Here is a 22855-nt window from a genome sequence, read left to right as displayed (position 1 = left end):
GATGGGCTGCCATCGTACTTGTCGTGGTTCAAATGGCGGTGTTCGGACTGCAGGATCGAGCTGCGGCGGTGGAGCGCGGTCGCGGTGGATGCCGCGTACACTGAGTTGGTGACGCCGTCAGAGCTGCCTGAACTCGTCCAGTCGTACTGGGATCGACACCTGTGGGGCGGGATTCAGACTGCGGAGAACTGTCCCCGGACGCGGGAATTCACCGAGGCGTACTCGAAGCGAGCGCAGCAGTACGGCTGGGAGTGAAGCCCGACCCGTCCCCTGTGTCGACGGACGCTTGACGAACTCGGAATCAGCTGGTTGGACTACCATTATTGGCAGAAAGAGCCTGATGTCGGGATTTGCCTCTGTCGAAGCTGCCACGACGACATCAACAGTGGGGACTGCGACACGAACGTGGACTGGCACGCACGGAAGTTCGGGTTGAAGAACAAACACGACTTACAGATCCTCACACTGGCTACCCGGGAACACTTGGCCGAGCCTGCGACCTCACTCGATGCGTTCGCTGCCCGGCTCGTCGAACGGTACAACCTCATCCAGACCCCCGAGGCCGTTCGAACAATCATCGACCAGACTCGAGAAAGCGACGAGGTACAGTCCGTGAACGACCACGAACTCCCTGACTGTCCCGCTCGATGGTACCGGAATTCACCGTAGAGTATTCGCCTGTGTACCGTCCAAGTCGCAGGATTCGATACGAACCGCACGACGACGAGGACGAGTACTGGCGGATCATCGAAGAGTGGGACGGGGATCAGTGGTGTGTCGAACGGTGAGAAACGATCACTGATGTCGCGTACGAGGTTCAGTCGATCACATCGACAGCCGCGTAACCCCGTTTGATCACGGTGAACCAAACCGAACTAGCTGTGGAGCATCTTCGAACCGCTAGTGAGCATGATTTTCGGGATGGATCGCCGCTGTCGGCGGCGGACTGCCGCCGACGCGACGGCGTCGCCACTCACGACCGCTGTCCGGACCGGTGGACAGCTACCGGAAGAACCGGTCGTCAAGTGACTGGTTCGCTGGAACAGACCTACGCACACCAAGTGCTGTCCAAGCTGCGCGAAGCGTCATTTCGCAGAACTCCGTGAACGACCACTGCAAGAGGCGGCGCCCCCCGCGGCGGGGCGCCGCCACGTACTTCCAGTGGAGATATCGCCAGCTGTTCTGAAGCAGTAGGCTCACTACAAACATCATCAGCCGGAGCCCAGCGTCCTGAGAACTGGTGAAAGCGAGGCTCTGCTTAGCTAATCGGTAGCTCGACTCGATGCCGAAGCGCTTGCTGTAGTGTTCTCGGGCATCCCGTGGTGTGTCGATGAACGGCGCGTCAGCGGCGTAGCCGTGACGCGCCACCCCGTGTTCGTCGTATCGTCCCTGCTGGTAGACGCAGTCGATGAACACGGGGAACGTCACCTCACCGGCGAGATCGTGTTCGATCTCGCGGCTCCAGCCTCTGTTGAGTTCGTCTTGAATCGTCTCGCCCCACTTGACAATCGGCATGACGTAGGCGTAGTTGTGCTTGGACAGCAGTCCGAGGCAGGTACTGTTGTAGAATCCACGATCGAGGTAGACGGCCTTGACGCCGAGGTCAAGGCCGTCGAGCAGTTCGAGGAACTCAGCGAGGACATCGCTGGTGGTATCGCCAGCGACAAGCTGGCGAACCGCCAGCGTGTATCGTTTGTTGCGGACACGTACGTAGAGCGTCGCATAGGCGTGAAACGTCGTTGTTCCACGCTTGGCCTGTGAGGAGTACAGAGCCTCGGTTTCGTCCTCATCACCGTAGTAGGGATCGAGGTGGAGGTCTGCGCAGACCTCCACCGGTCGATCTGGAAGTGTCTCAAGCGTATCTCGCTGAAGCAGCGTGTCTCCAACCGATTCAACCGAATCCAGTTCAAACTGATCGGTGAGATGTCCACGGACGGTATTAGCGTGTGGTGAGTCGTCAGTCGTTTCGCAGACGTGATTGATCGAGGTCCCGCCGGCGCTGGCGCCGGCGAGGACCTCGTACAATGTCTCCGTAGAGACCTCAACGTCTTCTCCGAGATCTACCGAAAGCTCCTCTTCAAGACTGTTGACGACAAAATTAAGCAGGTGCTCTTCCTCTATCTCGCTGTCTGCTTCGGGTTGTTGCACATCTTCCCAAAGCAGACACTTCCTCTAACCCGATGTGATCGACTGAGGTTGATGCCGACCGACTCTGGCCTGAACCGGTAGGATAGGATCGACACAAAGTCTGACGTGCGGCAGACAAATCTCCAGTAACGGCTGGTCAGGATTACTTACCTTCTTAACGCGCAGGTGGTTACGATTATGTACCACAAGTTAGGCGAAGCAACGCGCCTGGGAAACCACAGGTGTGCCCGTTTAACGAGAAAACTTTCCAAACCATTCTCCTTAAACGGGCATCTGTACCTGTATTTGCTTGATCAGTGGCCGAACCTCGTGTCGCCGGGCAAGCCGTCTGATTTTCTGATCGTCGTAGCCTTTGTCACCGAGAGGGATGTCGATATTCTCGGGATTGCGCTTGATCAACGATGGGGCGATCTGGCGATCGTGTTTTCGTGTAGTCGTCACGTGTAATTCGAGAATTGCGTTCACTTTCGTATCGACCAGCAGCGTCACTTTGAGTTGCTGAATCGTGAGTTCAGCACGTTTCGTGTAGTGTTTCGAAGCGTGACTGCGGTCAAACCCTGACGCATCAACTCCAACGACTCCACTCGTCGGAAGTAGTGTCGCTGAGAGAGTCAATATGATACACCATACGGCCATATCAGGAAGATTGAACGCCTTACAGCGTTGATGGCGTAGGAAGTTCGGCTAATCCAAAGCTCGGCGGATACGTTGTATCTCGATCAGTTCGTCAAGCAGGCCAGTAAGTCGTGTTCTTCCGAACTTTGAGACACAACAGAACAACTTGCTGGGGAAGTCTATAGTGGTGTATTGAAAGTTTCGAGGAGTATCGAGAGACCGCTTGACGAGCCAGATGGATCGCTTTCTCAGTAAACCGGAGAATCTGCGACTTCGGGAGAGCCTTCATCTCGTAGAATCACACGACAAACATATAAATCTCTGAGGATTTCAACAGGGCCAGAAGATTACCACAAGCAAGGATTCCGAGAGCTCTATTGTCTATGTGAGAGCTGTATGATATTCAGGCAAAATAAATTTTTAACAGCAACATTTCTGGTATCTATCCTGCCGTACCGACGTCAGTTGCTGACCGACTTGCTCTCTGAGTTCAGCACGGCTCCAAGAACATGTCTCCTGTAGAGGATTTCAACAGAGCCATAAGTTTGAAAACGAACCGCCTCACCTTTCAATCCCTATCTGAACACCGCCAATATTAAACACGGAACTAATATATTGAACGGGACTACCGATATCACTATATGAATACAGTCTCTGAAATTGTAAAACTCATATCTGAAAGTGAACAAATAGTACAAGCTATTCGATTACTCGTATTTGCTGGATTCTTCGTTTTTACTGCTGGCTGTCTTCTCCTCCTGAACCGCTCGGACTCAGTACCCAATGAAACCGTCAAGAAAGTATTCTTACTCGCTCTCGTGATCGGACTGATCGTACCGACGCTAACAGGGAACACGTTTCCGCCGTTCGCTGGATGGTACTTTTTCACCGATCCGGCTCCCGAAAGTACAACACAGTACTCTGTAGTTTTGGTTAACGAATCCGGTGAAGAATTCGATTATCCGGTAGAAGCAGCTCCCCCGGGTCGAGTCGCTCACCGCGCCGGAGACATCGCGACAAACGAGACTACCGTCCCACCGGATCAGATGGCGAAGTTTTTGCTCGATCGGGCCGAAACTCATCGGAAAAGTATCGCAGCGAAACGATCACCTAGAGAGCGACGGCAAGACGGCTACGTTCACAACGTGATCACGAACGACAACAAGTGGAGTCCCACGGAGGCACACCAGATTGGTGACCTACAAACGATACGGATCTACCGCACCACCATGGACAGCTCTCCCGATGGACTCCGCATCGTTAGTCAGAATCGGAAATTAGTGTACAGTTACACCGGAAATACACCGCAAGGGACGAATCCATGATTAACTATTTTGCGGATGACGAGCGTTCCACGCCGATCAACGCTGCCATCGCTCGGGTGATCGTCTGCCTGTTCATTATCTGGAAGCTTTTCAAATATCAATGGAGCACTTACCCCCTGTGGCCGGCGCCGATGTACGACGTTCTCCCCATATTTCGACACCGGCTATTGTTTAGCTATATCGAGTGGGTAGTGTTGTTCTGTGCGGTGTTAGTCCTATGTGTACTTGTTGGCTATCGATTACAAGTGACTGCTTGGGCTAGCGCTGTCGTGATCACGTACCTCGGTACAGTTCGGTACGCGTTTCAGATCTCACATACTTCTGGAATTTTGTTTACTACTGCTCTCTTTCTCATTCTATTCACTATTTTCGAAGATGAACAAAAAATCAGTATCGACCAATTGAGGAAAACCCGCACTTGGGAATTGGACTCACTCACTTCTCATCTCGAGACGCGTACTGGAAACTTCCGACATCGCGGGCTAAGATGGAGCCTAGTCGTGATCGGATTCTTTTATTTTCAGGCCGGGTTTTCAAAAATTGTCCACGGGGATCCGATCGCCTGGATTCAACCGGCAAGCCTCGGCCGATACATTCTATACCGTATGGGTGACGAATCAGGTCGCTTTGTGGGTGAGTTCCTGCTTCAGTATCCATCCCTACTGACGGTTGCCGCAACTCTAACTATCCTCCTTGAAGTGACATTTTTGCTCGCAATCGTGCTAAAGAAGCCGGTTTGGCCGTTCTTCATTGGAGTCATCGGGATGCACATCGCGATCATGTACTCTGTTGGCCCGGACTTCACCGACCAAATGATGCTTTTAACCGTATTCATCCCTTGGGATACGATTCTCAAGAAGATCCAAACGACGGAGGAGTTAGTGATCGTATACGATCGACATTGCTTCTTCTGCGCAAGATCGCTTCACTTATTCAGATATCTCGACATAAGTGGCACAGTAACGTATCATAACCAGTATACAGTACCGGAGACTTTGGAAGACGAAGATCTCGATTTTGAAGAAGCGATGTATGCGTTCCAAGGGCAACAATCGTATCGTGGATATCATGCATTCCGCACGCTGTTTCGGCAGTTTGGAATCTACCCGATTGCCATCGTGATGACGTTGCCTGTTGTTGTCTACGTTGGTGAGAGGGTATACCAGCATATTGCTGACAACCGATCAAGATATTTCGTCTGCTCAGCTGAAACCTGAATCCTTGTATCATGATCTCTATTCTCACGTGTAGTGTGTCCCAGACGAAAATCTTGAACAAAATCACTCTTATACCGGGTGAGTGTAATTGCGCTAGTCCCGCACCGATCCGGATCAGTAACGCATGCCCACAGTCAGTACGGTAATACCCGTCTACAACGACGCAGACACGCTCCCACGCGCTATCGATAGCGTACTGAACCAGTCCCATCGCGTGAAAGAGATCATCGTCGTTGACGACTGTTCATCTGACAACCCTGAAAGAGTGGTTGACCGATACGACGACGAGAGAGTTGCATTCATCTCTCACGAAACAAATCGCGGTGGGGGGGCTGCCCGCAACACTGGGATCGAGGCAGCCTCGTCTGAGTTCATCGCGTTCCTTGACGCCGACGACGAGTGGAAACCGGTCAAAATAAAAAAACAACTCACAGAACTTCAGTCTCGTTCGGATGAGTGGGTCGCCGTACACTGTCGAGTGGAGAACGATCGAAGCGCCCTCAACGATCTAGGTGACAAACTGGCGACCGTCGTGGGCGCCCGAGACGCTGATCCCGCGACCGAAGGCGATAGCGAAATCATCAATGAAATTCTGAGAATGAACTGGCATATGTCGACATCTTCGTTATTAGTCAAGCGTGAAACCGTGGAGACCATCAACGGATTCGACGAGCGGTTCCAAAGACACCAAGATTGGGAGTTCCTAATTCGTGTTCTCAAACACGGAAAGTTGGCCTATGTCGACGAACCGCTAGTGATCAAGCACGGAACAGGACGACCAAGTGCCGCAGTACACGAAGACGCAAAACGGCTGTTTTTGAACAAATTCGACGAGGAAATCGCCGCACTTGAGAGCGACGGGGAAGATATCACTCACCGTCATGAGCTCCACCTCGCGAGACTGTACCTTGAAGACGGTGAGTTTGGGACCGGATTCGAGAAAGCGAAGATTTCCACCCTCACGGATGTACTGAGTGTCGCTTGGTCGCTATCGCTCGGAGTCCACTCGAAAGTACGATCAGCCTTGTCCTAAGGTAGCCGATATCAGTATGTTAATTGGACAGAAACACGGTCACTCGGTATGTCGTCCCCCTCGGTCAGCGTTGTCATGCCGACGTACGACGCCGCGGACTATATTGAACGATCTCTCGAGAGCATTCTTCACCAGTCGTTCGATGACTTCGAACTCATCATCGTCGACGACGGGTCGACCGACAGTACGATCGATCTGATCGAAAAACGAGATGACGAACGAATCCGACTTGTCGAGCGAGAAAACGAAAGTGGAATCACCTCAGCGCTGAACCGCGGCATCGATGAATCACATGGGAAATATATCGCTCGTCATGACGCAGACGACTGGTCGGCGCCCGAACGGTTCGACAGACAAGTCACGTATCTCGATACTCACTCGGATGTAGCTCTCCTCGGAACTGGCGCACACCTCGTCGACGAAGACGGAAAACGAATCGCAAAACGGCGGGTGCTTGAGGATCCCGAGGTAGGTGACTTAATCGACCACAACGAGTTCATTCACGGCTCAGTGATGATGCGCCGAGAACCGTTAGTGGATCTCGGTGGATACGATGAACGATTCCTGACCGCGGAGGACTACGATCTGTGGTTGCGACTCGCTGACCGGCATTCAGTTGCCAACATCGATGAACCTCTCTATTACTTCCGACAGCACGACGAGAGCATTTACGGAAGTAATCTTAAAATGCTCAAGCTGTACCACGTCTTAGCGACGCGTCGGGTGGACGACGGCTTCGACAAGGAGCTTTACGCTGCGATCACTACCGACGATCCGAAGAAGGCTATTGAGATGTTCACTACTGAAGAGCGCACTTGGTTTCACACGGAACTCGCGAGAGAGTCCATTCGCTACGGAAATCTCAGTTCCGGACGAGAGCACGTTCGCGAAGCGATCCGTCTGAACCCGACGGATCTTACCCTTCCTGCGATGCTGCTGCTAACCTACACGACACCAAAGATTGCCTCAGTGGTAGTCGATACGTACCGAAAAGTGATTAACGCAAAAATATCGGTAGAGAACCGTTCTGGATGAGCGCCAAGTACTGGAACCGTCACCACTAAACCCGTATTCGACCCCTCTCTACGGCATGAAGGTGTGCCAAGTCGCTCCATACGTCACGTATCCGCCGCGGATGGGCGGCGATCATCGCACACACGGCTTGATGAAGGAGTTCCCGGAGTTCGGTGACTCCGTGGTCCGCTACTGCCAGGGGGGATCCCCCGCGATGTATCGATCGTTCGATCTCCGACGATGGGTGACGATCGCAGATGGATACGAGGAACGACGACATCTCCATCCGATTCACGAGCTGCCAAAAGCGCCCATGCTGCTCGGTTATCCGAACCTGTTTGCTAGCCGGTCGCTCCGCCTGGCGAGCGACGGCCTCGACGAAATGTTCGCGGACGCTGATGTCGTCGTGGTACGCGAACCGTGGCAGCTACCGTACATCCTTGATCACGCGAACCCAGACGTCCCTGTGGTGTATTCGAGCCATAACGTAGAGACTGAGCGCTTCGGCGACATCGATCAACCGCTGTTCGCCGACAAAGTCCGGAAGCGCGTTGCGGCGCTGGAACGAAGAGCCATCGAAGAGACGGACGCGACGATCTGTACGGGAGAGCGGGACGCGAACGTCTATCGAGATCGATACGATCCAGGTGGGCCCATCATCGTCGCCCCGAACGGCGCTTATGAAGACGATCTCAGAGAACATTGCCCTGGCTCTCAGGGCGCACAGCGAGTTCGCCGCAAATACGATATTTCACAGGATTCGACCGTCTCGCTATTCATGGGAAGCAACTATCGTCCAAACGTCGAGGCCGCCGAAGTGGTGGTCGAAATCGCTCGGGATTTCCACGGCCGCAATGACCAGTTTCACTTCCTCATCCTCGGAGATGTCGGAAACGCCCTCAACGACGGAGATATTCCCCCCAACGTCACGACCACCGGATACGTCGAAGAGGATTTCGAGGCGCATTTCGACGCAGCCGACATCGCGTTAAATCCGATGCTGTCCGGCGGTGGGACCAACATCAAACAGATCGAGTACTTCGCCCGAAGCCTCCCCGTGATATCGACGCCCTTCGGCGTCCGTGGAATCGAGGTACGTGACGGCGAACAGATCATCGTCGCAGACGTCGAAGCCATGTCAGACGCGATCGAGAATCTGGCCGGCAATGCGGATCTTCGGGAGAAGATCGGAGAAAACGGGCGATTACTCGCCGCCGAGCGATATACGTGGGAAGCATCTTCTCGGACTGTCCGGACGCAATTTCGCAAAAATTTTGATCCGTTCTAACCCATTTGGGCTGGCACCCCAAGCGACGCTCGAGCGTATGATTGTCGACTCAGGCGAAATGTCGGCCACACGACCGATCTGATTAGTTATATCCCAGCTTTTCGAGGCGGTCTTCAACGACGCTAGAGACCACGGTTTTGGAGTCGTTCTCGACGTGCCAAGCGGGGAGCTGGTCGCGAAGAGATTCGTGGATATCGTATTGTAAATCGCTGACCGTAACCTCGGGATGTGAGTACCCTACCCCTACGTCGTGGCCTTTGGACGCAGAGGCCTGAAGTTGCGGTAATAAACTGAAATGAAAGAGGAGATGGCAAGCCTTATGCGCGTTTTGGGTGTCGTGATGACTAATGAGCGAAGCGAACGATCCATCGACCAGATCGGATCGGTCCCCAGCCGATCTATTTAAACGGTGGTTCCACGTTCCGGCCCTCCTTAGCGTACTGGTTTTCATGCTCTGGGCCCGGCTCCAGTCATACGGAAATTTCGTTGTCGACGGTGAGGTGTACTTCCGCGGCAACGACGCGTGGTATCACCTCCGTGAAACGTCATACCTCTTGGAAAACTGGCCGAATACGCTCCCGTTCGACCCGTGGACGGGGTTCCCGTACGGTAACAGTGTGGGCCAGTTCGGCACTCTCTGGGATCACATCATGGCCGTCGGCATCTGGATCGCCCGACCGATCATGGGCAGCGCCGAGGAGGTCATGCTCGTCATGGCTCCCATCGTCGGGGCGCTCGTCGCGGTGCCGACGTACTTCATCGCGCGGCGGTTCGTCGACCGTGTACCCGCACTCGCGGGCGCGGCGACGCTCGCGCTCTTCTCGGGTACGTTCTTCCGATACTCGCTCGTCGGCTTCCCCGACCACAGCGCGGCCGAGGTCCTCTTCCAGAGCATCGCCGTCCTCGCGTTCCTAGTCGCGCTCGGCGTCGCTGAGCGCGAGAAGCCGGTGTGGGAGCTTGTCGTTGACCAAGACTGGGAGGCGCTTCGTAAACCGATCGCCTACGCCGCCGCGGCCGGCATCGCGCTCGGCCTCTACATGTGGACGTGGCAGCCGGGTATTCTGATGGTTGGCTTCACGGGAATCTTTCTTGCGGTTAAACTCACGAGCGACACCTACCACGGGAAGAGCCCCGAGCCAGTCGCGTTCGTCGGTGTGGTGGCGATGACCGTTACGGGGCTGATGCAGCTGGTCCCGCTCGACACCTTTTCGTTCACAGCGACGCAGTACTCGCTCCTCCAGGTGGTCCTCCCGCTCGGCGTCGCGCTCGGCGCCGTCTTCCTCGCGTGGCTCGCCCGTCAGTGGGAGTCACGCGACATCGACGCGAAGACCTACCCACCCGCGGTCGGTGGACTCGTCCTCGTGTCCGCGGGCTTCGTCTGGCTCGCGATCCCGTCACTCTGGTCGACACTGACACAGAATCTCTTGAACGCCGTTGGGTTCAGCGCGAGCGCCGGACTCCGCACCATCGGCGAGGCGCAACCCCCCCTCCAAGGAGCCTCGTTCTCAGATTTCGTCCTCTCGCAGTACGGGCTCGCCTTCTTCCTCGCACTCGCCGCAGTCCTCTACATCCTTGCGCGCCCGCTCTACCGCTCCGACGACACCAACCACACGCTGTACATCCCGGCCGCGCTCGCTGTCGTCGGCTCCGTCTACGCGGTTCCGCAGGCGTACGGCGCCATCGGCGGGCTCGTCGGCGTCGACTGGCAGGTGATCGGCCTGCTCATCGCCGCCGCCTTCCTCGTCGGCGCGACGCTCCTCGTAGAGTACGACGCCGAGGAGCTGTACTTCGTCGTCTGGGCGGCGTTCATCGGCAGCGCCGCGTTCACGCAGGTCCGCTTCAACTACTACCTCGCCGTGGTCGTCGCGGTCGGCACGGCGTACTTCCTCCAGGTGGCGCTCGACGCCCTGGATCTCACCTCGATCGACGCCCTCCGCGAGATCGAGGGGTGGCAGGTGCTCACCGTCGCGGCCGTCCTCGCGGTCCTCCTCGTCCCCCTCGTCGGCGTCGCCACTCCGGTCTGGCAGGCGGGCAACTCCAGCCAGCCGGGCAGCGTCGTCCAGTGGGACGAGAGCCTCCAGTGGATGAACGACGAGACGCCCCAGCCGGGCGAGCTTGAAGGCGCGGACAACCCGATGGAGCTGTACGGCACCTACGAGCGCCCCGCGGACGGCGACTTCGAGTACCCCGAGGGCGCCTACGGCGTCCAGTCGTGGTGGGACTACGGCCACTGGATCACCACGCGCGCTGAGCGCATCCCGAACGCCAACCCGTTCCAGCAGAACGCGGGCGAGGCCGCCGACTACCTGCTCGCGCCGAGCGAGGAGGAGGCCCGAGAAGTGCTTGCGAGCCAGAGCACCGAGGGCAACGACACCCGGTACGTGATGGTCGACTGGCAGATGGCCTCGCCGAACTCCAAGTTCAACGCGCCGGTCACCTTCTACAGCGGCAACGAGACGACCCGCGACTTCAACGAGCTGCTCTACCGACAGGTGGAGGGCCAGGACGGCCAGCAGGGCGGGCTCCAGGCCGCGCTCCAAATACGGACGCAGCGCTACCACGAGAGCCAGATGATCCGGCTCTACCAGCACTACGGCAGCGCGGTCGAGCCGGAGCCGGTCGTGCTTGACTGGGAGCCGCAGACGGCACAGACCCAATCCGGCGAGCAGGTCGACATCAAGGTCCTTCCGAGCGAGGGCCAGCCGATCCAACGGTTCGATAACCTCTCTGCCGCGCGATCGTACGTCGAGGAGGACGGCTCCGCGCAGGTCGGCGGCGTGATGGGCGTTCCCTCGGAGCGGCTCGAGGCGCTCGAACACTACCGGCTCGTTCACGCCACGGAGGCGCCGGGGCGGTCGCCGTACGCCCAGCAGGCGCAGATCCTCGCCCAGCAGTTCGGCATTGACCTCCAGTCGACGTTCGGCGAGTCGCTGTTGGGCGCGTTCCGCGCCGACTTCGTCAAGACGTTCGAGCGGGTGCCGGGCGCGACCGTCGAGGGCTCGGGCGCCGAACCCGGCCAGGAGGTTACGGCGACCGTCGAGATGGAGAAGCCGAACGGCCAGACGTTCGAGTACACGCAGTACGCGACAGCCGACGACGACGGGAGCTTCGAGCTCACGCTCCCGTACTCGACGACGGGCTACGACGAGTTCGGCCCCGAGAACGGGTACACGAACACGAGCGTCCGTGCGACCGGGCCGTACAACGTCACCACCGAGCGGACGACCGGCGACGACCTCTACACCACCCAGCGCGTCGGGCAGGTCCAAGTGACCGAGGGCCAGGTCGTTGGCGCCGATGACGCCGCGGCGACGGTCGAGCTCGAAGAGCAGATTATCGACTGTCCGAGCGGCGACGCCGAGTGCCCCGTCGACGACGGCAGCGGGAGCGACGGCGGCAACACGACGAACTCTACGGACGCGGGGTCGCTGATTGGCGTCGAGCCGGCGATGACAACCACGACGACGGCGACGACGGCGTGACGGCCGCCACGTCGGCGACCGCACCGAACTGACCGAGGTCCCGAATCCGCGGTCGACGCGGCCGCCTGACACCCGGCCCTTCATAACCGCGGCGACGCTTTCTGCGAGCAGATGGCCGAACTCCGCGAGTGGGCGACGATCTATCTGAAGGGCGTGGCGATGGGGAGCGCCGACGCCGTGCCGGGCGTCTCCGGCGGCACCATCGCGCTTATCGTCGGCGTCTACGAGCGCCTCGTGGCGGCGATCACGGCCGCGACCCCCGCGCGACTTCGCCGGATACTCGCGGGCGTGCGGTCGGCGGATCGCGCGGACGCCCGGACGGCGTTCGGCGAGCTCGACGCCGGCTTCCTGCTCGCGCTCGGCGCGGGGATCGGCACCGCGGTCGTCGCCGTGCTGAGCGGCGTCGACTACCTGTTGACGACGCGGCCGGTCGCGACGTACGGCTTCTTCTTCGGGCTGATCGCCGCGAGCGCGGCGGTGCTCTTCGCCGACGTCGACCTCGCGACGCCGGCGCGGAAGGCGGCCGCAATCGGGGGCTTCGCGGTCGCGTTCCTGGCATCCGGCTACGCCTCCGCCGCGGTGGCGACCTCGCTGCCGGTCGTCGCCGTCGCGGGCGCGGTGGCGGTCAGCGCGATGATCCTCCCCGGCATCTCCGGCTCGCTGCTGTTGATCGTCCTCGGACAGTACAACTACATGGCGGGGACGGTCGGGCGGTTCGTCGACGGCGTGGTCGCGCTCGCGCTCGGCCGGGGCGCCGACGGGGTCATCGAGACCGCGCCGGTCGTCGCCGCGTTCTGCGCCGGAGGTGTAGTGGGTCTTGTCACCATCGCGCACGCTGTCCGGTACGCGCTCGACCGCGCCCGCGCCGCGACGATGGCGTTCCTCGTGAGCCTCGTCGTCGGGGCGCTGCGCGCGCCCGTCGCCGAGACGACGGGCATCCTGGCCGAGAGCGGGGAGTCGTGGCGGGCGGCCGGGCCGCGGTTCGCGCTGGCGGCGCTGGCCGGCGCCGGGCTCGTGGTCGTGTTGAACCGCTACTCCGCGGCGATCGAGTACTGAGCCGGCAAGGAGTCGGTCCCGATCGAGGAAATTGAATTAGAGCCAGTCGGAAGTGACGAACGTCACTGTCTCCATGGCTTCCCGATTGGGAAACGCTTCGACGACGCGCTGGATAATGTAATAAAGTTCCTGTGGATCAAGTGATTGGTCGGGCACGTAGAACACGCCGCTGTGCGAGTCGGCCGGCATCCGGACGAAATCGTCATCACTCGTGACGATGAGACGATCCTCCTCAACGGCGTACCGACGAATCGTGGTGTCGTCGATGCCCTCCCCGAGGTCGTTCACGTCGACGACCCGCTCTACGTCGTGGCCGGCCTTAGCGAGTTTGTCGGCGAGCGGAGCCGCGATGTTCTCGTCAAGTAGAAACGCCACCCGCATGCGCTACGATTCCGACAGATCCTCGGGGCCGGTGATGATGCTCGGATCGTCGTTTGCGGCCTCGCGTAGCTCTCGACGGCGTTCTTCGACTGCCCGCATCTCTTCGGGATGGTCGTGATAGTACGCCAACGCGTGGTAAACCTCCGAGGCAGTGAGGTCGAAGCGGTCCGCGACGGTCTGCGCGTCGAGGCCGCGCTCCTCAACCAGCGAGTGGATGTGGCTCACGGTGATTCGCCGGTCTCGAATGTGCGGCTCGTCGTGGATTCCCGACTCGTCACCAGAGACGACGGTGTTCATCTGCCTCGACATACCGACAGCTACCGTCGTAGTGGCCTTTAGTCTTTGCCGGTGGGACGGACCGCCGAATGTGTTCTGTGACCGAATGGGCTCTTTTTTGTGGCTCGCAACGCCTTTTCGGCTCCCGCTCGTACGCCCTCATATGGTCCAGATGGAATCTGACTCGGCGCTCGATCGCGGCGACGCCGCGCCCGACTTCGAACTGCCCGGCGCGGACGGGGAGACGTACGCGCTCGACGACTTCGAGACGGACGCGCTGCTCGTCATCTTTACCTGTAACCACTGCCCGTACGCGAAGGCGAAGATCGACCTTCTGAACGATCTCGCAGCCGAGTACGACGACCTCGCCGTCGTCGGGATCAACCCCAACGACGCCGACGAGTACCCGGATGACTCCTTCGCGGCGATGCGCGAGGCGGTCGCAGACGGCACGGTCGCGTACGACGCGTACCTCCGCGACGAGACCGGCGAGGTCGCCGCCGCCTACGACGCCGTCTGTACGCCCGACCCGTTCCTCTTCGGCCGCGAGGACGGGGAGTGGCGGCTCCGGTATCACGGGCGCCTCGACGACGCGCTCAACCCCGACGATGAGGCGACGGAGTTCTACATTCGCGACGCAGTCGACGCCGTCCTCGCGGGCGACGAGGTCGAGATCCCCGACCGCCCCTCCCGCGGCTGCTCGATAAAGTGGCCCGACGCCTGAGGCTCGGTGACCGTCGCCGAATGCGGCGTGCGGTCCCGGATCGGCGTTCCGCCGGAGAGGGGTTAACAAGCGTCCGGGCCGAACGGGTGGTATGAGCATGAAAGGCGACGAGCCGGACCTCCACGAGATCGATCGGTACGACGGCGGCGTCGGCTGGATCGCGTACCCCGACGAGACGATGGAACGCGCGAGCCACGCGTTCGCGGTCGAAAACGAGGAGACGGACGGAGACGACGTCTGGGTAGTGGACCCGGTCGACGCGCCCGGCGTCGACGAGTTGCTCGCCGAGTTGGGGACCGTCGCCGGCGTCGTGGTCGGGCTCGACCGCCACGTGCGCGACAGCGGCGAAGTGGCTGCGCGCCACGACGTCCCGGTGTACGTCCCCGAGTGGATGACGGGCGTCGCGGAGGAGCTCGACCCGGACGTCGAGATCGAGCGGTTCGGCTCGCGGCTCGCGGACACCGGCTTCGAGGCGATCCGGATCCGCGACTCCTCGCTGCCGCCGTGGCAGGAGGTCGGGCTCTTCGACGGGGAGACGCTGATCGTCCCCGAGTCGCTCGGCTCCGCCTCGTACTTCCGCGGCGCCCGCGAGCGCCTCGGCGTCCACCCCATGTTGCGGCTCACGCCGCCGACTGGCGCGCTCTCCGGGCTCGACCCCGAGCGCGTCATCGTCGGGCACGGCGTGGGTGTCCACGAGCGCGCCGCCGTCGCCCTCGAGGACGCGCTCTCCGACTCGCGGTCGAAGGCGCCCGGCCTGTACGCGAAGACGCTCAGGTCGGCGCTGCCGTTCTGAGCACGGGGTGAGACCGGCGGTGGGGGCGGACGGCCGCCGAACCCGCCGACCGAACGGTGCGTGAACTTTTGCCAATGCGTCCCGTAGCGACGGCTGAATTGTGATCTACGTCACCCGCGACCTGTTGACCGTGCTCCGTGAGCGCGCCGCGAGCGAGGACCCCGACGAGGTGAACGTCCGGCTCTCGGCGACGCCCGCCGGGGAGTTCGAGACCGACCTCGGGCTCGACCCGGCGACGCCGGTGGTGACCCACTTCACGCTTCCGTCGGTGGGGGGCTCCGTCAGCTCCGTGTTTGGCGTCGATCTCGGCACACCGGCTGGCGAGGGCGGCGCGCGGTTCGTTTCGCACCCGGACGGGTTCCTCGGGGTGTCGCGGACCGACGACCTCGCGGGCGTGGTGATTGTCGCCGTCCCGCCGTACGACGACGACTCGGTCGCCGCCTTCGACCGGTCCGGAGACGGGGTCGAACTCGCCGTCGTCGACGCCGAACCGCCGACCGAGTCGGTCCCGGAGTGAGCCGAGAGCAGGGGTTTGAAGCCGTCGGAGGGAGTACCCGACGGCAATGGCAGCACGGCCACCCGGCGGCGGTGATACGAAGGAGCCGGAGGCGATCGAGTTCGGCATCGCCGCGCTCGACGCCCGACTCGACGAGGCGGACGTGTCGTTTCCCGCGACGGCCGCGGAGCTACGCGACGCGCTCGGCGACCAAGAGGTCCCGTACGACGCGCAGGGCCGCTCCATCGCGCTGGCGGACGCGCTCGACCGCGTACCACAGGAGAAGTTCGAAAACGAGACGGCGTTTCTTGACGCCCTCTACCCGGTGTTCGACGAGGCACGTCGCGAGGAGCGCGGCGTGATCGCCAGCCTCCGCGACGCCCTTCCCTTCTGAAGCGGCACCGAGCGCGACGCGCCGGGTCGGGAACCGGTTACCGTGACTCCGGCCGCGCCTCGATCTCGCTCCCTTCCTCCTCCGACTCGCCGGTGTCGTACCGCTCGATGACGTCGTTGATCAGGACGACGTCGCCGACAGCGCGGACCCAGCGATACGGGACGACGACGCCGGTCGATCCGCCCAGCTGTCCGGCGAACAGCTCGTGGTTGAGTTCGGCGAGCGCGAGGCCGGTGACGGAGCGCGCGTCCAAGTCGAGCTGGATGTCTTCGATCTCGCCGACAAAAACGCCGTTGCTCGAGTACACCTCGCGACCGACGAGCGACGTGATCTCTTCGGGGGCTGCGTTCATACACGATACGGACACGAGCGCGCCTAATAAGCGTTCGTTGTCGAACGACGCGCGTCGGACATCTCCCCTCCCGCGCGTCGCACTCCGCGTCCCGCTCGCCCCCGGTTCCGCCTCACTCTCGAGGCGCGATCACTTCGATCGGGTGGAGCGGGGACGAGTCCAGCAGGGCGTCGAGCTGCTCGGTACAGGACGTCCCGGGGGCGACGACGGTGCGGTCGGTGTCGCCGAACTGCTCCCGAAGCGGCTCGCCCACGTCCATGCTCAGCTCGTAGTAGTCCGTCTTGTAGCCGAACGAACCCGCCATCCCGCAACACTCCGTGTCGGAGACGCGCACGTCGTAGCCGAGCCGCTCGAGGGCCGCGGTCGCGTACTCGCCCACCTCGACCGTGCGGGCCTGACAGTGCGGGTGGTACGCGATCCGCTTTCCGGATGCCACCGGCCCGGTGCCCTCGCTCGGCGCGCGCAGCGCCGCCGGGTCGGCACCGTTCTCCAGCAGGCCGAAGGCGTACTCCATCGCGTCGTAGCTCGCGTCCGCGAGCCGCTCGTAGGAGTCGGCCGGGAGGAACCGCTCGTACTCGCGGCGGAACGTCGCGAGATCGCTCGGCTCGATCACGACCACGTCGCGGCCGGCGTCGAGGTGGGGCGCCAGCCCGGCGTACAGATCCTCTGCGGCGGCCTCGGCGGTCGCGATCATCCCCTGCGAGAGCGGCGGGCGGCCGCTCCCGGGGAGGTCCGGCACGCGGACGTGAACGCCGAGCGCCTCCAGCGCCCTGACGGTCGCCTTCCCGCGCTCGACGTCGACGTAGTTCGTCGCGGTGTCCGGGTAGACGACGGCCTCGCGGGCCGCCTCGTCGGCCGGGACGGCGGGCCCGCCCCGCGCGTCGAACCACTCGACGAGCGACTCGCGCGCGAACGCCGGGAGGTCGCGGCGGCGGTCGATCCCGGCCACGCGCTCGGCGAGCGCGCGCACCGGGCCGGCGTTCGCGAGGCGGTTAGCGACCGGCGCGGTCTTATGCCCCCACTCCGCGAGCGTCGCGTAGTTCCCCACGAGGCGCGTGCTGAGGTCGAGTCCGCCGGGCTCCTCGTCGGGGACCAGCTCCTCGAACATCCAGTCCGTCTGGCCGGGCTCCGCCTCGCCGCGGTTGATCCGGTCGCGGACCGCGGTGTTGATCCACGGGATATCGATGCCGACCGGACACGCCGGCACGCAGCGCGAGCAGCCGGTACAGAGGTCGTTGAACTCGGCGGCGGTGTCGAGCCCTTCGATGCCGGCTTCCCAGCCCGTCGCGATCCCGCCGGAGTACGTCTCGCCGCCGAACGCGTGGCCGCCGACGCTCTGGAAGTTCCCGCAGGCGTTCGAACAGGCCGAACAGCGGATACAGTACAGCGTCTCCTTCAGTTCCTCGTCGTCGCGCATCGCCAAGCGCCCGTTGTCGATGAGGACGAGGTGGAAGTCGCGGTCGGCGCCGGAGCCGTCAGAGTCGGCGGCGAGCGGTGTCTCGTCGTTCTGGAAGTCAGGCACCGGCGAGTCCACGGGCGGCGTGAGCGTCGAGATGTAGGAGGTCACGTCTTGGCCGGTTCCTGACCGCCCGATCAGCTCGACGAACGGGGAGAAGTCCTCGACGGTCGGGACGAGCTTCTCGACGCCCGCGACCGCGACGTGCGTGTCGGTCGCGGTCACCGTCTTCCGGGCGTTCCCCTCGCTGGTGACGAGGAGCATCGTGCCAGAGTCGGCCGCGATGAAGTTCGCGCCGGTCATTCCGAGGTCGGCGCCCTCGATCAGCTCGCCGAGCCGCTCGCGGGCGAACATCGTGAGCTCTTCTGCGGTCTCGGGCGGGTCGTCGAGGTCGAACCGCTCGGCGAACAGCTCCGCGATCGCCTCGCGGGACTTGTGGATCGCCGGCGCGACGATGTGGGAGGGCTCCTCGTCGGCCAGCTGGAGCACCCACTCGCCGAGGTCGGTCTCGACGACCTCGACGCCGTCGGCTTCGAGCGCGTCGTTCACCTCGATCTCCTCGGAGGTCATCGACTTCGATTTGGCCGCGCGGTCGGCGCCGCGCTCGGCCGCGACCTCGCGGATGTACCGGTTCGCGTCGGCCGCGTCGTCGGCGAGGTAGACGGTCCCGCCGTTCGCCTCGACCGTCTCCGTCACCTCGTCGATGAGGTCGGGGAGCCGCTCGATCGCGTCCTCCTTGATGGCGCGCGCCTCGTCTTTCAACGCCTCGTAGTCGTCGAGGCGACCGGTCGACTCGTAGCGCCCCTCGTTGAACCCGCGCGTGTTCTCGGCGACCGCGTCGCCCTCGGTCGCCAGCAGCTCGCGGATCCGCTCGGCCTTCGTCTCGCGGTCGGGGTTGCCCGCGCCAGCGGCGTCGCTCGCGCCGGTCTCGGCGTCGCTGCTCATCGGACGCCCTCCGCGTCTTCGGTGTCGTTCGGTTCGTCCGCGTCGTCGTCGCGCAACAGGACCACGTGGACCTCCTTCGGCCCGTGCGCGCCGTGGACGAGCCCGCCCATGTCCGCGGTCGCGCTCGGGCCGGTCGCGAACACCACGTCGACCGACTCGTCGCGCGCTCGCGGGCCGAGCCAGTCGAAGGCGTCGGGCATGTCCGGGACGAGGTCCGCTTCCCGGAGGACGACCACGTGGCGGTCGACGAAGAGGCTCACTGGCTCCGAGCCGGCCGCGTCCGCCTCCAGCGCGACGCTCCCGTACTCGGCGACCCCGAGCGACGCGGCGGTGACGCCGGTGTGCGCCCGGCGTAAGTCGGCGGTCGTGGGATCGGTCTCGACCCGGTCCGGGAGCGTCGCGGGCGAGTCGGTGAGCCCGTCAGGCCCCGAGCGGCCGAGCGGTACCCCCACCGCCGGCTCGCCCGCGGCCGCCTCGACCATGGCTGCGCACTCCGCCGGCGGCCCCGCCGAGACCGCGACGCCGAGGTCGTCGAGCCGACGGGTGAACGTCGACGTGTCTGCGAGTGGCATGATCGTCCCTTCGCCGGCCAGCATATGTGTGTTCCGGCGGCTCCCAAGACGCGGAACCCTGGCGAGCGGACGGTGCCGCCTCGCGCGCAGACGAGGCCGACTTCCGGCGTCGACCAGTTCCGATTCGGGGACCGAATTCCCCCGACGCGGAGCCGGAAGGAGGTTTTTTCACGGTTCGACCGTGAGAGATTCGCATGGCGACTAACACCCCGGGTCCAGACCCCACGGACGGCGGGGACTTCGACTACACCGGCGGCGCGGTGGAGCGACCCGACCTCGTCGACGCGCTCGACGAGCGCGTCGCGGGCGACGTTCGGTTCGACGACTACTCCAAGCGGCTGTACGCGACCGACGCCTCGGCGTACGAGGTCACCCCGATCGGCGTCGTAATCCCGGAGTCGACCGCGGACGTCGCGGCCGTCCACGAGTACTGCTTCGAGGAGGGAATTCCCGTCCTCCCCCGCGGGGGCGGCACCTCGCTCGCCGGGCAGACTGTCAACGAGGCGGTCGTCCTCGACCTGACCGGCGAGATGGACGACGTGCTCTCCACCGACCCCGACGCGAATCGGGCCCGCGTTCAGGCGGGCGCGTACGTGGGCGACCTCAACGCCGCGGTCGAGCCCGACGGCCTGAAGTTCGCGCCCGACCCGGCGTGGCGCGACAAGTCCGCGGTCGGCGGCGCGATCGGGAACAACTCCACCGGCTCGCACTCCCTGAAGTACGGGAAGACGGACCACTACGTGGAGGAGGTGGAGGTCGTCCTCGCAGACGGCACCGTCGCGACGTTCCGCGAGGTCGCGGTCGAGGACCTCCGCGAGTCCGCCGACCCCGACAGCGACGACCTCCTCCCCCGGATCCACGCCGAGGTCGTGCGGATCCTCGACGAGGAGGCCGACCGGATCGACGAGCGGTTCCCGGAGCTGAAGCGGAACGTCTCCGGCTACAACCTTGACCGCCTGCTCGCCGAGTACCGCGGCGAGTACGGCGACGAAGGCGTCGTCAACCTCGGCCGCCTCATGGCCGGCAGCGAGGGGACGCTCGCGACGGTGACGGAGGCGACCGTCTCGCTCGTGGAGATCCCCGAGACGAAGGCGGTCGCACTGCTCACCTACGACGATCTCCTCGACGCGATGGAGGACGTGGCGGCGTGTCTCGAACACGACCCTGCCGCCGTCGAGGTGATGGACGACGTCCTGCTGGGGCTCGCCGCCGACACGCCGGAGTTCGAGGATGTCGTCGGCATGCTCCCGGACGGCACCGACTCCGTGCTCCTCGTCGAGTTCTACGCGGAGAACGATGTCGAGGGGAAGCGGAAGGTCGCGGACCTGATCGCGGACCGGGTGGGCGGCGCGGAAGGCGCTGAGGGGTCCGAGGTCGAGACGGACGCCGAGCCGAGCGCCGGCGCCGCCGAGACGACGAGCCACCCCCGCCGGGCGGCGCACGCGATGGAGGCGCACGACCCCGCGGAGCGCGACCGGTTCTGGAAGATGCGGAAAGCGGGGCTCCCGATCCTCCTCTCGCGGACCACCGACGAGAAGCACATCTCCTTCATCGAGGACTGCGCGATCCCGCCGGAGCACCTGCCGGAGTACACCCGCGAGTTCCAGCAGATCCTGGAGGACAACGACACGTTCGCGACGTTCTACGCGCACGCCGGGCCGGGCGTGTTACACATCCGCCCGCTGATCAACACGAAGGAGGTCGACGACGTCGAGGCGATGCTCGACATCGCCGACCGCGTCACCGACGCGGTGGTCCGGCTGGGCGGCTCTGTCTCGGGCGAGCACGGCGACGGCCGCGCCAGAACGCAGTGGAACCGGAAGCTGTACGGCGACGAGCTCTGGGAGTCGTTCCGCGACCTCAAGACCGCGTTCGACCCCGACTGGCTGCTCAACCCCGGGAACGTCTGCGGCGAGTTCGACATGCGCGAGAACCTCCGATTCGACGCCGACTACGAGTACGACGCCGGCTTCGACCCCGCGATGGAGTGGGCCGTCGACAACGGGATGCAGGGGATGGTCGAGCTCTGTCACGGCTGCGGTGGCTGCCGCGGGCCCCAGGAGACAACCGGCGGCGTGATGTGCCCGACCTACCGCGCCGCAGACGAGGAGATTCAGGCGACCCGCGGGCGGGCGAACATGCTCCGCGGCGCCATCAGCGGCGAGCTTCCCGACGACCCGACCGACGACGAGTTCGTCACCGAGGTGATGGACCTCTGTGTCGGCTGTAAGGGCTGTAAGGTCGACTGTCCGAGCGGCGTCGACATGGCGAAGCTGAAGGCCGAGGTCGAACACGCCCACCACGAGGAACACGGGATCGACCTCCGGACGCGGCTGCTCGGAAGGTTCGAGTCGCTCGCGCCGCTCGCCTCGAAGCTCGCGCCGCTCTCGAACCTGCCGAACAAGATTCCCGGCAGCGGCCTCATCGCGGAGAAGGCGCTCGGGATCGCGAAGGAGCGCGACCTCCCGACCTTCCGCTCGGAGACGCTCGTCGACTGGTTCGAGGCGCGCGGCGGCGCGGGCGTCCCGCGCGAGGAGGCCGCCCGCGACGTGCTCTTATTCCCCGACGTGTACACCACCTACACCAATCCGGGCGCGGGGAAGGCCGCGGTGCGGGTGTTAGAGGCCGCGGACTGCCACGTTCGGATTCCGGACGTCAACGGCAGCGGGCGCCCGCCCCACTCGAAGGGGATGCTCGACGTGTCGCGCGAGACCGCCAAATCGGCTGTAGAGACGCTCGCGCCTGACGTCCGCGACGGCTGGGACGTGGTCGTCGTCGAGCCGTCGGACGCCGTCATGCTCCAGTCGGACTACCACGACCTGCTCGACGGCGACGCCAGCGACGTGCCTGACGCCGACGTGGCGGCCGTCTCGGAGAGCGCCTACGGCGTCATGGAGTACGTCGACGCCCACCGGCTTGACGAGGACCTCCCCCTCGACGCGCCGACCGAGTCGCTCACCTACCACGGCCACTGCCACCAGAAGGCGACGAAGAAGGACCACCACGCGGTCGGCGTGCTGCGGCGCGCCGGCTACGGCGTCGACCCGCTCGACTCCTCCTGTTGCGGGATGGCGGGATCGTTCGGCTACGAGGCCGAGCACTACTCGATGAGTAAGGCGATCGGCGAGACCCTCTTCGAGCAGGTCGACGCCAGCGACGGCGACGCCCTCGTCGCGCCCGGCACCTCCTGCCGGACGCAGCTGGAGGAGGGCCCCGGCGAGGTCCCGGATCCGACGCACCCGATAGAGAAGCTGGCGGCCGCGCTGGCGTAGGGAGGCGGCTGCGGGC

General features: G+C 63.1%; 20 protein-coding genes and 1 pseudogene. 14 read left to right on the top strand and 7 right to left on the bottom strand.

Features of this window, described 5'->3' with window-relative positions:
* Window positions 1–84: 84 nt before the first annotated feature.
* Together ACOZ35_RS02760 and ACOZ35_RS02755 are read left to right on the top strand one after the other, a co-directional pair.
* Window positions 85–255, top strand: coding sequence for a hypothetical protein (locus ACOZ35_RS02760; RefSeq protein WP_424014955.1), 171 nt, complete (start codon window positions 85–87; stop codon window positions 253–255).
* A 150-nt stretch (window positions 256–405) separates the two neighbouring features.
* On the top strand, window positions 406–669 hold the full coding sequence (locus ACOZ35_RS02755) for a hypothetical protein (RefSeq protein ID WP_424014954.1): 264 nt from the start codon (window positions 406–408) through the stop codon (window positions 667–669).
* A gap of 333 nt (window positions 670–1002) precedes the next feature.
* Here ACOZ35_RS02755 and ACOZ35_RS02750 read toward each other — a convergent pair whose 3' ends face one another.
* Both ACOZ35_RS02750 and ACOZ35_RS02745 read right to left on the bottom strand, forming a co-directional pair.
* Window positions 1003–2148, bottom strand: a complete 1146-nt coding sequence (locus ACOZ35_RS02750) for an ISH3 family transposase (protein WP_424013255.1) — start codon at window positions 2146–2148, stop codon at window positions 1003–1005.
* A 288-nt stretch (window positions 2149–2436) separates the two neighbouring features.
* A pseudogene (locus ACOZ35_RS02745) lies at window positions 2437–3052 on the bottom strand (transposase); the annotation flags it as partial.
* Between the two features lie 352 nt (window positions 3053–3404).
* Between ACOZ35_RS02745 and ACOZ35_RS02740 the strand changes: the two are divergent.
* The 7 genes from ACOZ35_RS02740 to ACOZ35_RS02710 all read left to right on the top strand — a co-directional run bounded on the left by ACOZ35_RS02740 (window position 3405) and on the right by ACOZ35_RS02710 (window position 13178).
* Window positions 3405–4088, top strand: coding sequence for a hypothetical protein (locus tag ACOZ35_RS02740; RefSeq protein ID WP_424014953.1), 684 nt, complete (start codon window positions 3405–3407; stop codon window positions 4086–4088).
* Window positions 4085–5305 carry a DCC1-like thiol-disulfide oxidoreductase family protein gene (locus tag ACOZ35_RS02735; RefSeq protein ID WP_424014952.1) on the top strand — a complete coding sequence of 407 codons (1221 nt, stop codon included), beginning with the start codon at window positions 4085–4087 and terminating at the stop codon, window positions 5303–5305. Before ACOZ35_RS02740 ends, ACOZ35_RS02735 begins: the two co-directional genes overlap by 4 nt.
* Before the next feature lie 124 nt (window positions 5306–5429).
* Window positions 5430–6338, top strand: a complete 909-nt coding sequence (locus ACOZ35_RS02730; RefSeq protein WP_424014951.1) for a glycosyltransferase family 2 protein — start codon at window positions 5430–5432, stop codon at window positions 6336–6338.
* 48 nt (window positions 6339–6386) lie between these two features.
* Window positions 6387–7373 (top strand): glycosyltransferase, encoded by a 987-nt coding sequence (locus tag ACOZ35_RS02725; protein WP_424014950.1) that lies wholly within the window; start codon window positions 6387–6389, stop codon window positions 7371–7373.
* Window positions 7374–7428: 55 nt separating this feature from the next.
* Window positions 7429–8640 carry a glycosyltransferase gene (locus ACOZ35_RS02720; protein ID WP_424014949.1) on the top strand — a complete coding sequence of 404 codons (1212 nt, stop codon included), beginning with the start codon at window positions 7429–7431 and terminating at the stop codon, window positions 8638–8640.
* Window positions 8641–8987: 347 nt separating this feature from the next.
* Window positions 8988–12122 (top strand): oligosaccharyl transferase, archaeosortase A system-associated, encoded by a 3135-nt coding sequence (locus tag ACOZ35_RS02715; protein WP_424014948.1) that lies wholly within the window; start codon window positions 8988–8990, stop codon window positions 12120–12122.
* A gap of 111 nt (window positions 12123–12233) precedes the next feature.
* Window positions 12234–13178, top strand: a complete 945-nt coding sequence (locus ACOZ35_RS02710; protein ID WP_424014947.1) for a DUF368 domain-containing protein — start codon at window positions 12234–12236, stop codon at window positions 13176–13178.
* A 36-nt stretch (window positions 13179–13214) separates the two neighbouring features.
* Here the strand turns inward: ACOZ35_RS02710 and ACOZ35_RS02705 are convergent, their stop codons facing one another.
* Both ACOZ35_RS02705 and ACOZ35_RS02700 read right to left on the bottom strand, forming a co-directional pair.
* Complete coding sequence (locus tag ACOZ35_RS02705) at window positions 13215–13559, bottom strand: DUF5615 family PIN-like protein (RefSeq protein ID WP_424014946.1); 345 nt, start codon at window positions 13557–13559, stop codon at window positions 13215–13217.
* Window positions 13560–13562: 3 nt separating this feature from the next.
* The gene (locus ACOZ35_RS02700; RefSeq protein WP_424014945.1) at window positions 13563–13868 is read right to left on the bottom strand and encodes a DUF433 domain-containing protein; all 306 of its coding nucleotides are present in this window, start codon (window positions 13866–13868) and stop codon (window positions 13563–13565) included.
* Window positions 13869–13998: 130 nt separating this feature from the next.
* Between ACOZ35_RS02700 and ACOZ35_RS02695 the strand changes: the two genes are divergently transcribed.
* The 4 genes from ACOZ35_RS02695 to ACOZ35_RS02680 all read left to right on the top strand — a co-directional run bounded on the left by ACOZ35_RS02695 (window position 13999) and on the right by ACOZ35_RS02680 (window position 16242).
* Complete coding sequence (locus ACOZ35_RS02695; RefSeq protein WP_424014944.1) at window positions 13999–14559, top strand: thioredoxin family protein; 561 nt, start codon at window positions 13999–14001, stop codon at window positions 14557–14559.
* A 97-nt stretch (window positions 14560–14656) separates the two neighbouring features.
* The gene (locus ACOZ35_RS02690) at window positions 14657–15352 is read left to right on the top strand and encodes a hypothetical protein (RefSeq protein WP_424016098.1); all 696 of its coding nucleotides are present in this window, start codon (window positions 14657–14659) and stop codon (window positions 15350–15352) included.
* Window positions 15353–15452: 100 nt separating this feature from the next.
* On the top strand, window positions 15453–15869 hold the full coding sequence (locus tag ACOZ35_RS02685) for a hypothetical protein (protein WP_424014943.1): 417 nt from the start codon (window positions 15453–15455) through the stop codon (window positions 15867–15869).
* Between the two features lie 46 nt (window positions 15870–15915).
* Window positions 15916–16242 carry a hypothetical protein gene (locus ACOZ35_RS02680; RefSeq protein WP_007993657.1) on the top strand — a complete coding sequence of 109 codons (327 nt, stop codon included), beginning with the start codon at window positions 15916–15918 and terminating at the stop codon, window positions 16240–16242.
* Between the two features lie 37 nt (window positions 16243–16279).
* On the opposite strand, the gene ACOZ35_RS02675 is transcribed toward ACOZ35_RS02680, so the two are convergent.
* From ACOZ35_RS02675 to ACOZ35_RS02665, 3 genes are all read right to left on the bottom strand, one after another.
* On the bottom strand, window positions 16280–16594 hold the full coding sequence (locus tag ACOZ35_RS02675; RefSeq protein ID WP_007993659.1) for a PRC-barrel domain-containing protein: 315 nt from the start codon (window positions 16592–16594) through the stop codon (window positions 16280–16282).
* 112 nt (window positions 16595–16706) lie between these two features.
* The gene (locus ACOZ35_RS02670) at window positions 16707–18995 is read right to left on the bottom strand and encodes an LUD domain-containing protein (RefSeq protein ID WP_424014942.1); all 2289 of its coding nucleotides are present in this window, start codon (window positions 18993–18995) and stop codon (window positions 16707–16709) included.
* Window positions 18992–19567 carry an LUD domain-containing protein gene (locus ACOZ35_RS02665; RefSeq protein WP_424014941.1) on the bottom strand — a complete coding sequence of 192 codons (576 nt, stop codon included), beginning with the start codon at window positions 19565–19567 and terminating at the stop codon, window positions 18992–18994. Before ACOZ35_RS02665 ends, ACOZ35_RS02670 begins: the two co-directional genes overlap by 4 nt.
* Window positions 19568–19761: 194 nt before the next feature.
* Here ACOZ35_RS02665 and ACOZ35_RS02660 point away from each other — a divergent pair, with 194 nt between their 5' ends.
* Window positions 19762–22839, top strand: a complete 3078-nt coding sequence (locus tag ACOZ35_RS02660) for an FAD-binding and (Fe-S)-binding domain-containing protein (RefSeq protein WP_424014940.1) — start codon at window positions 19762–19764, stop codon at window positions 22837–22839.
* Window positions 22840–22855 lie beyond the last annotated feature (16 nt).

The sequence above is a fragment of the Halorubrum xinjiangense genome (assembly GCF_049604745.1).
GTDB lineage: Archaea > Halobacteriota > Halobacteria > Halobacteriales > Haloferacaceae > Halorubrum > Halorubrum xinjiangense_A.
This window is presented reverse-complemented; position numbering and strand designations above follow the sequence as displayed.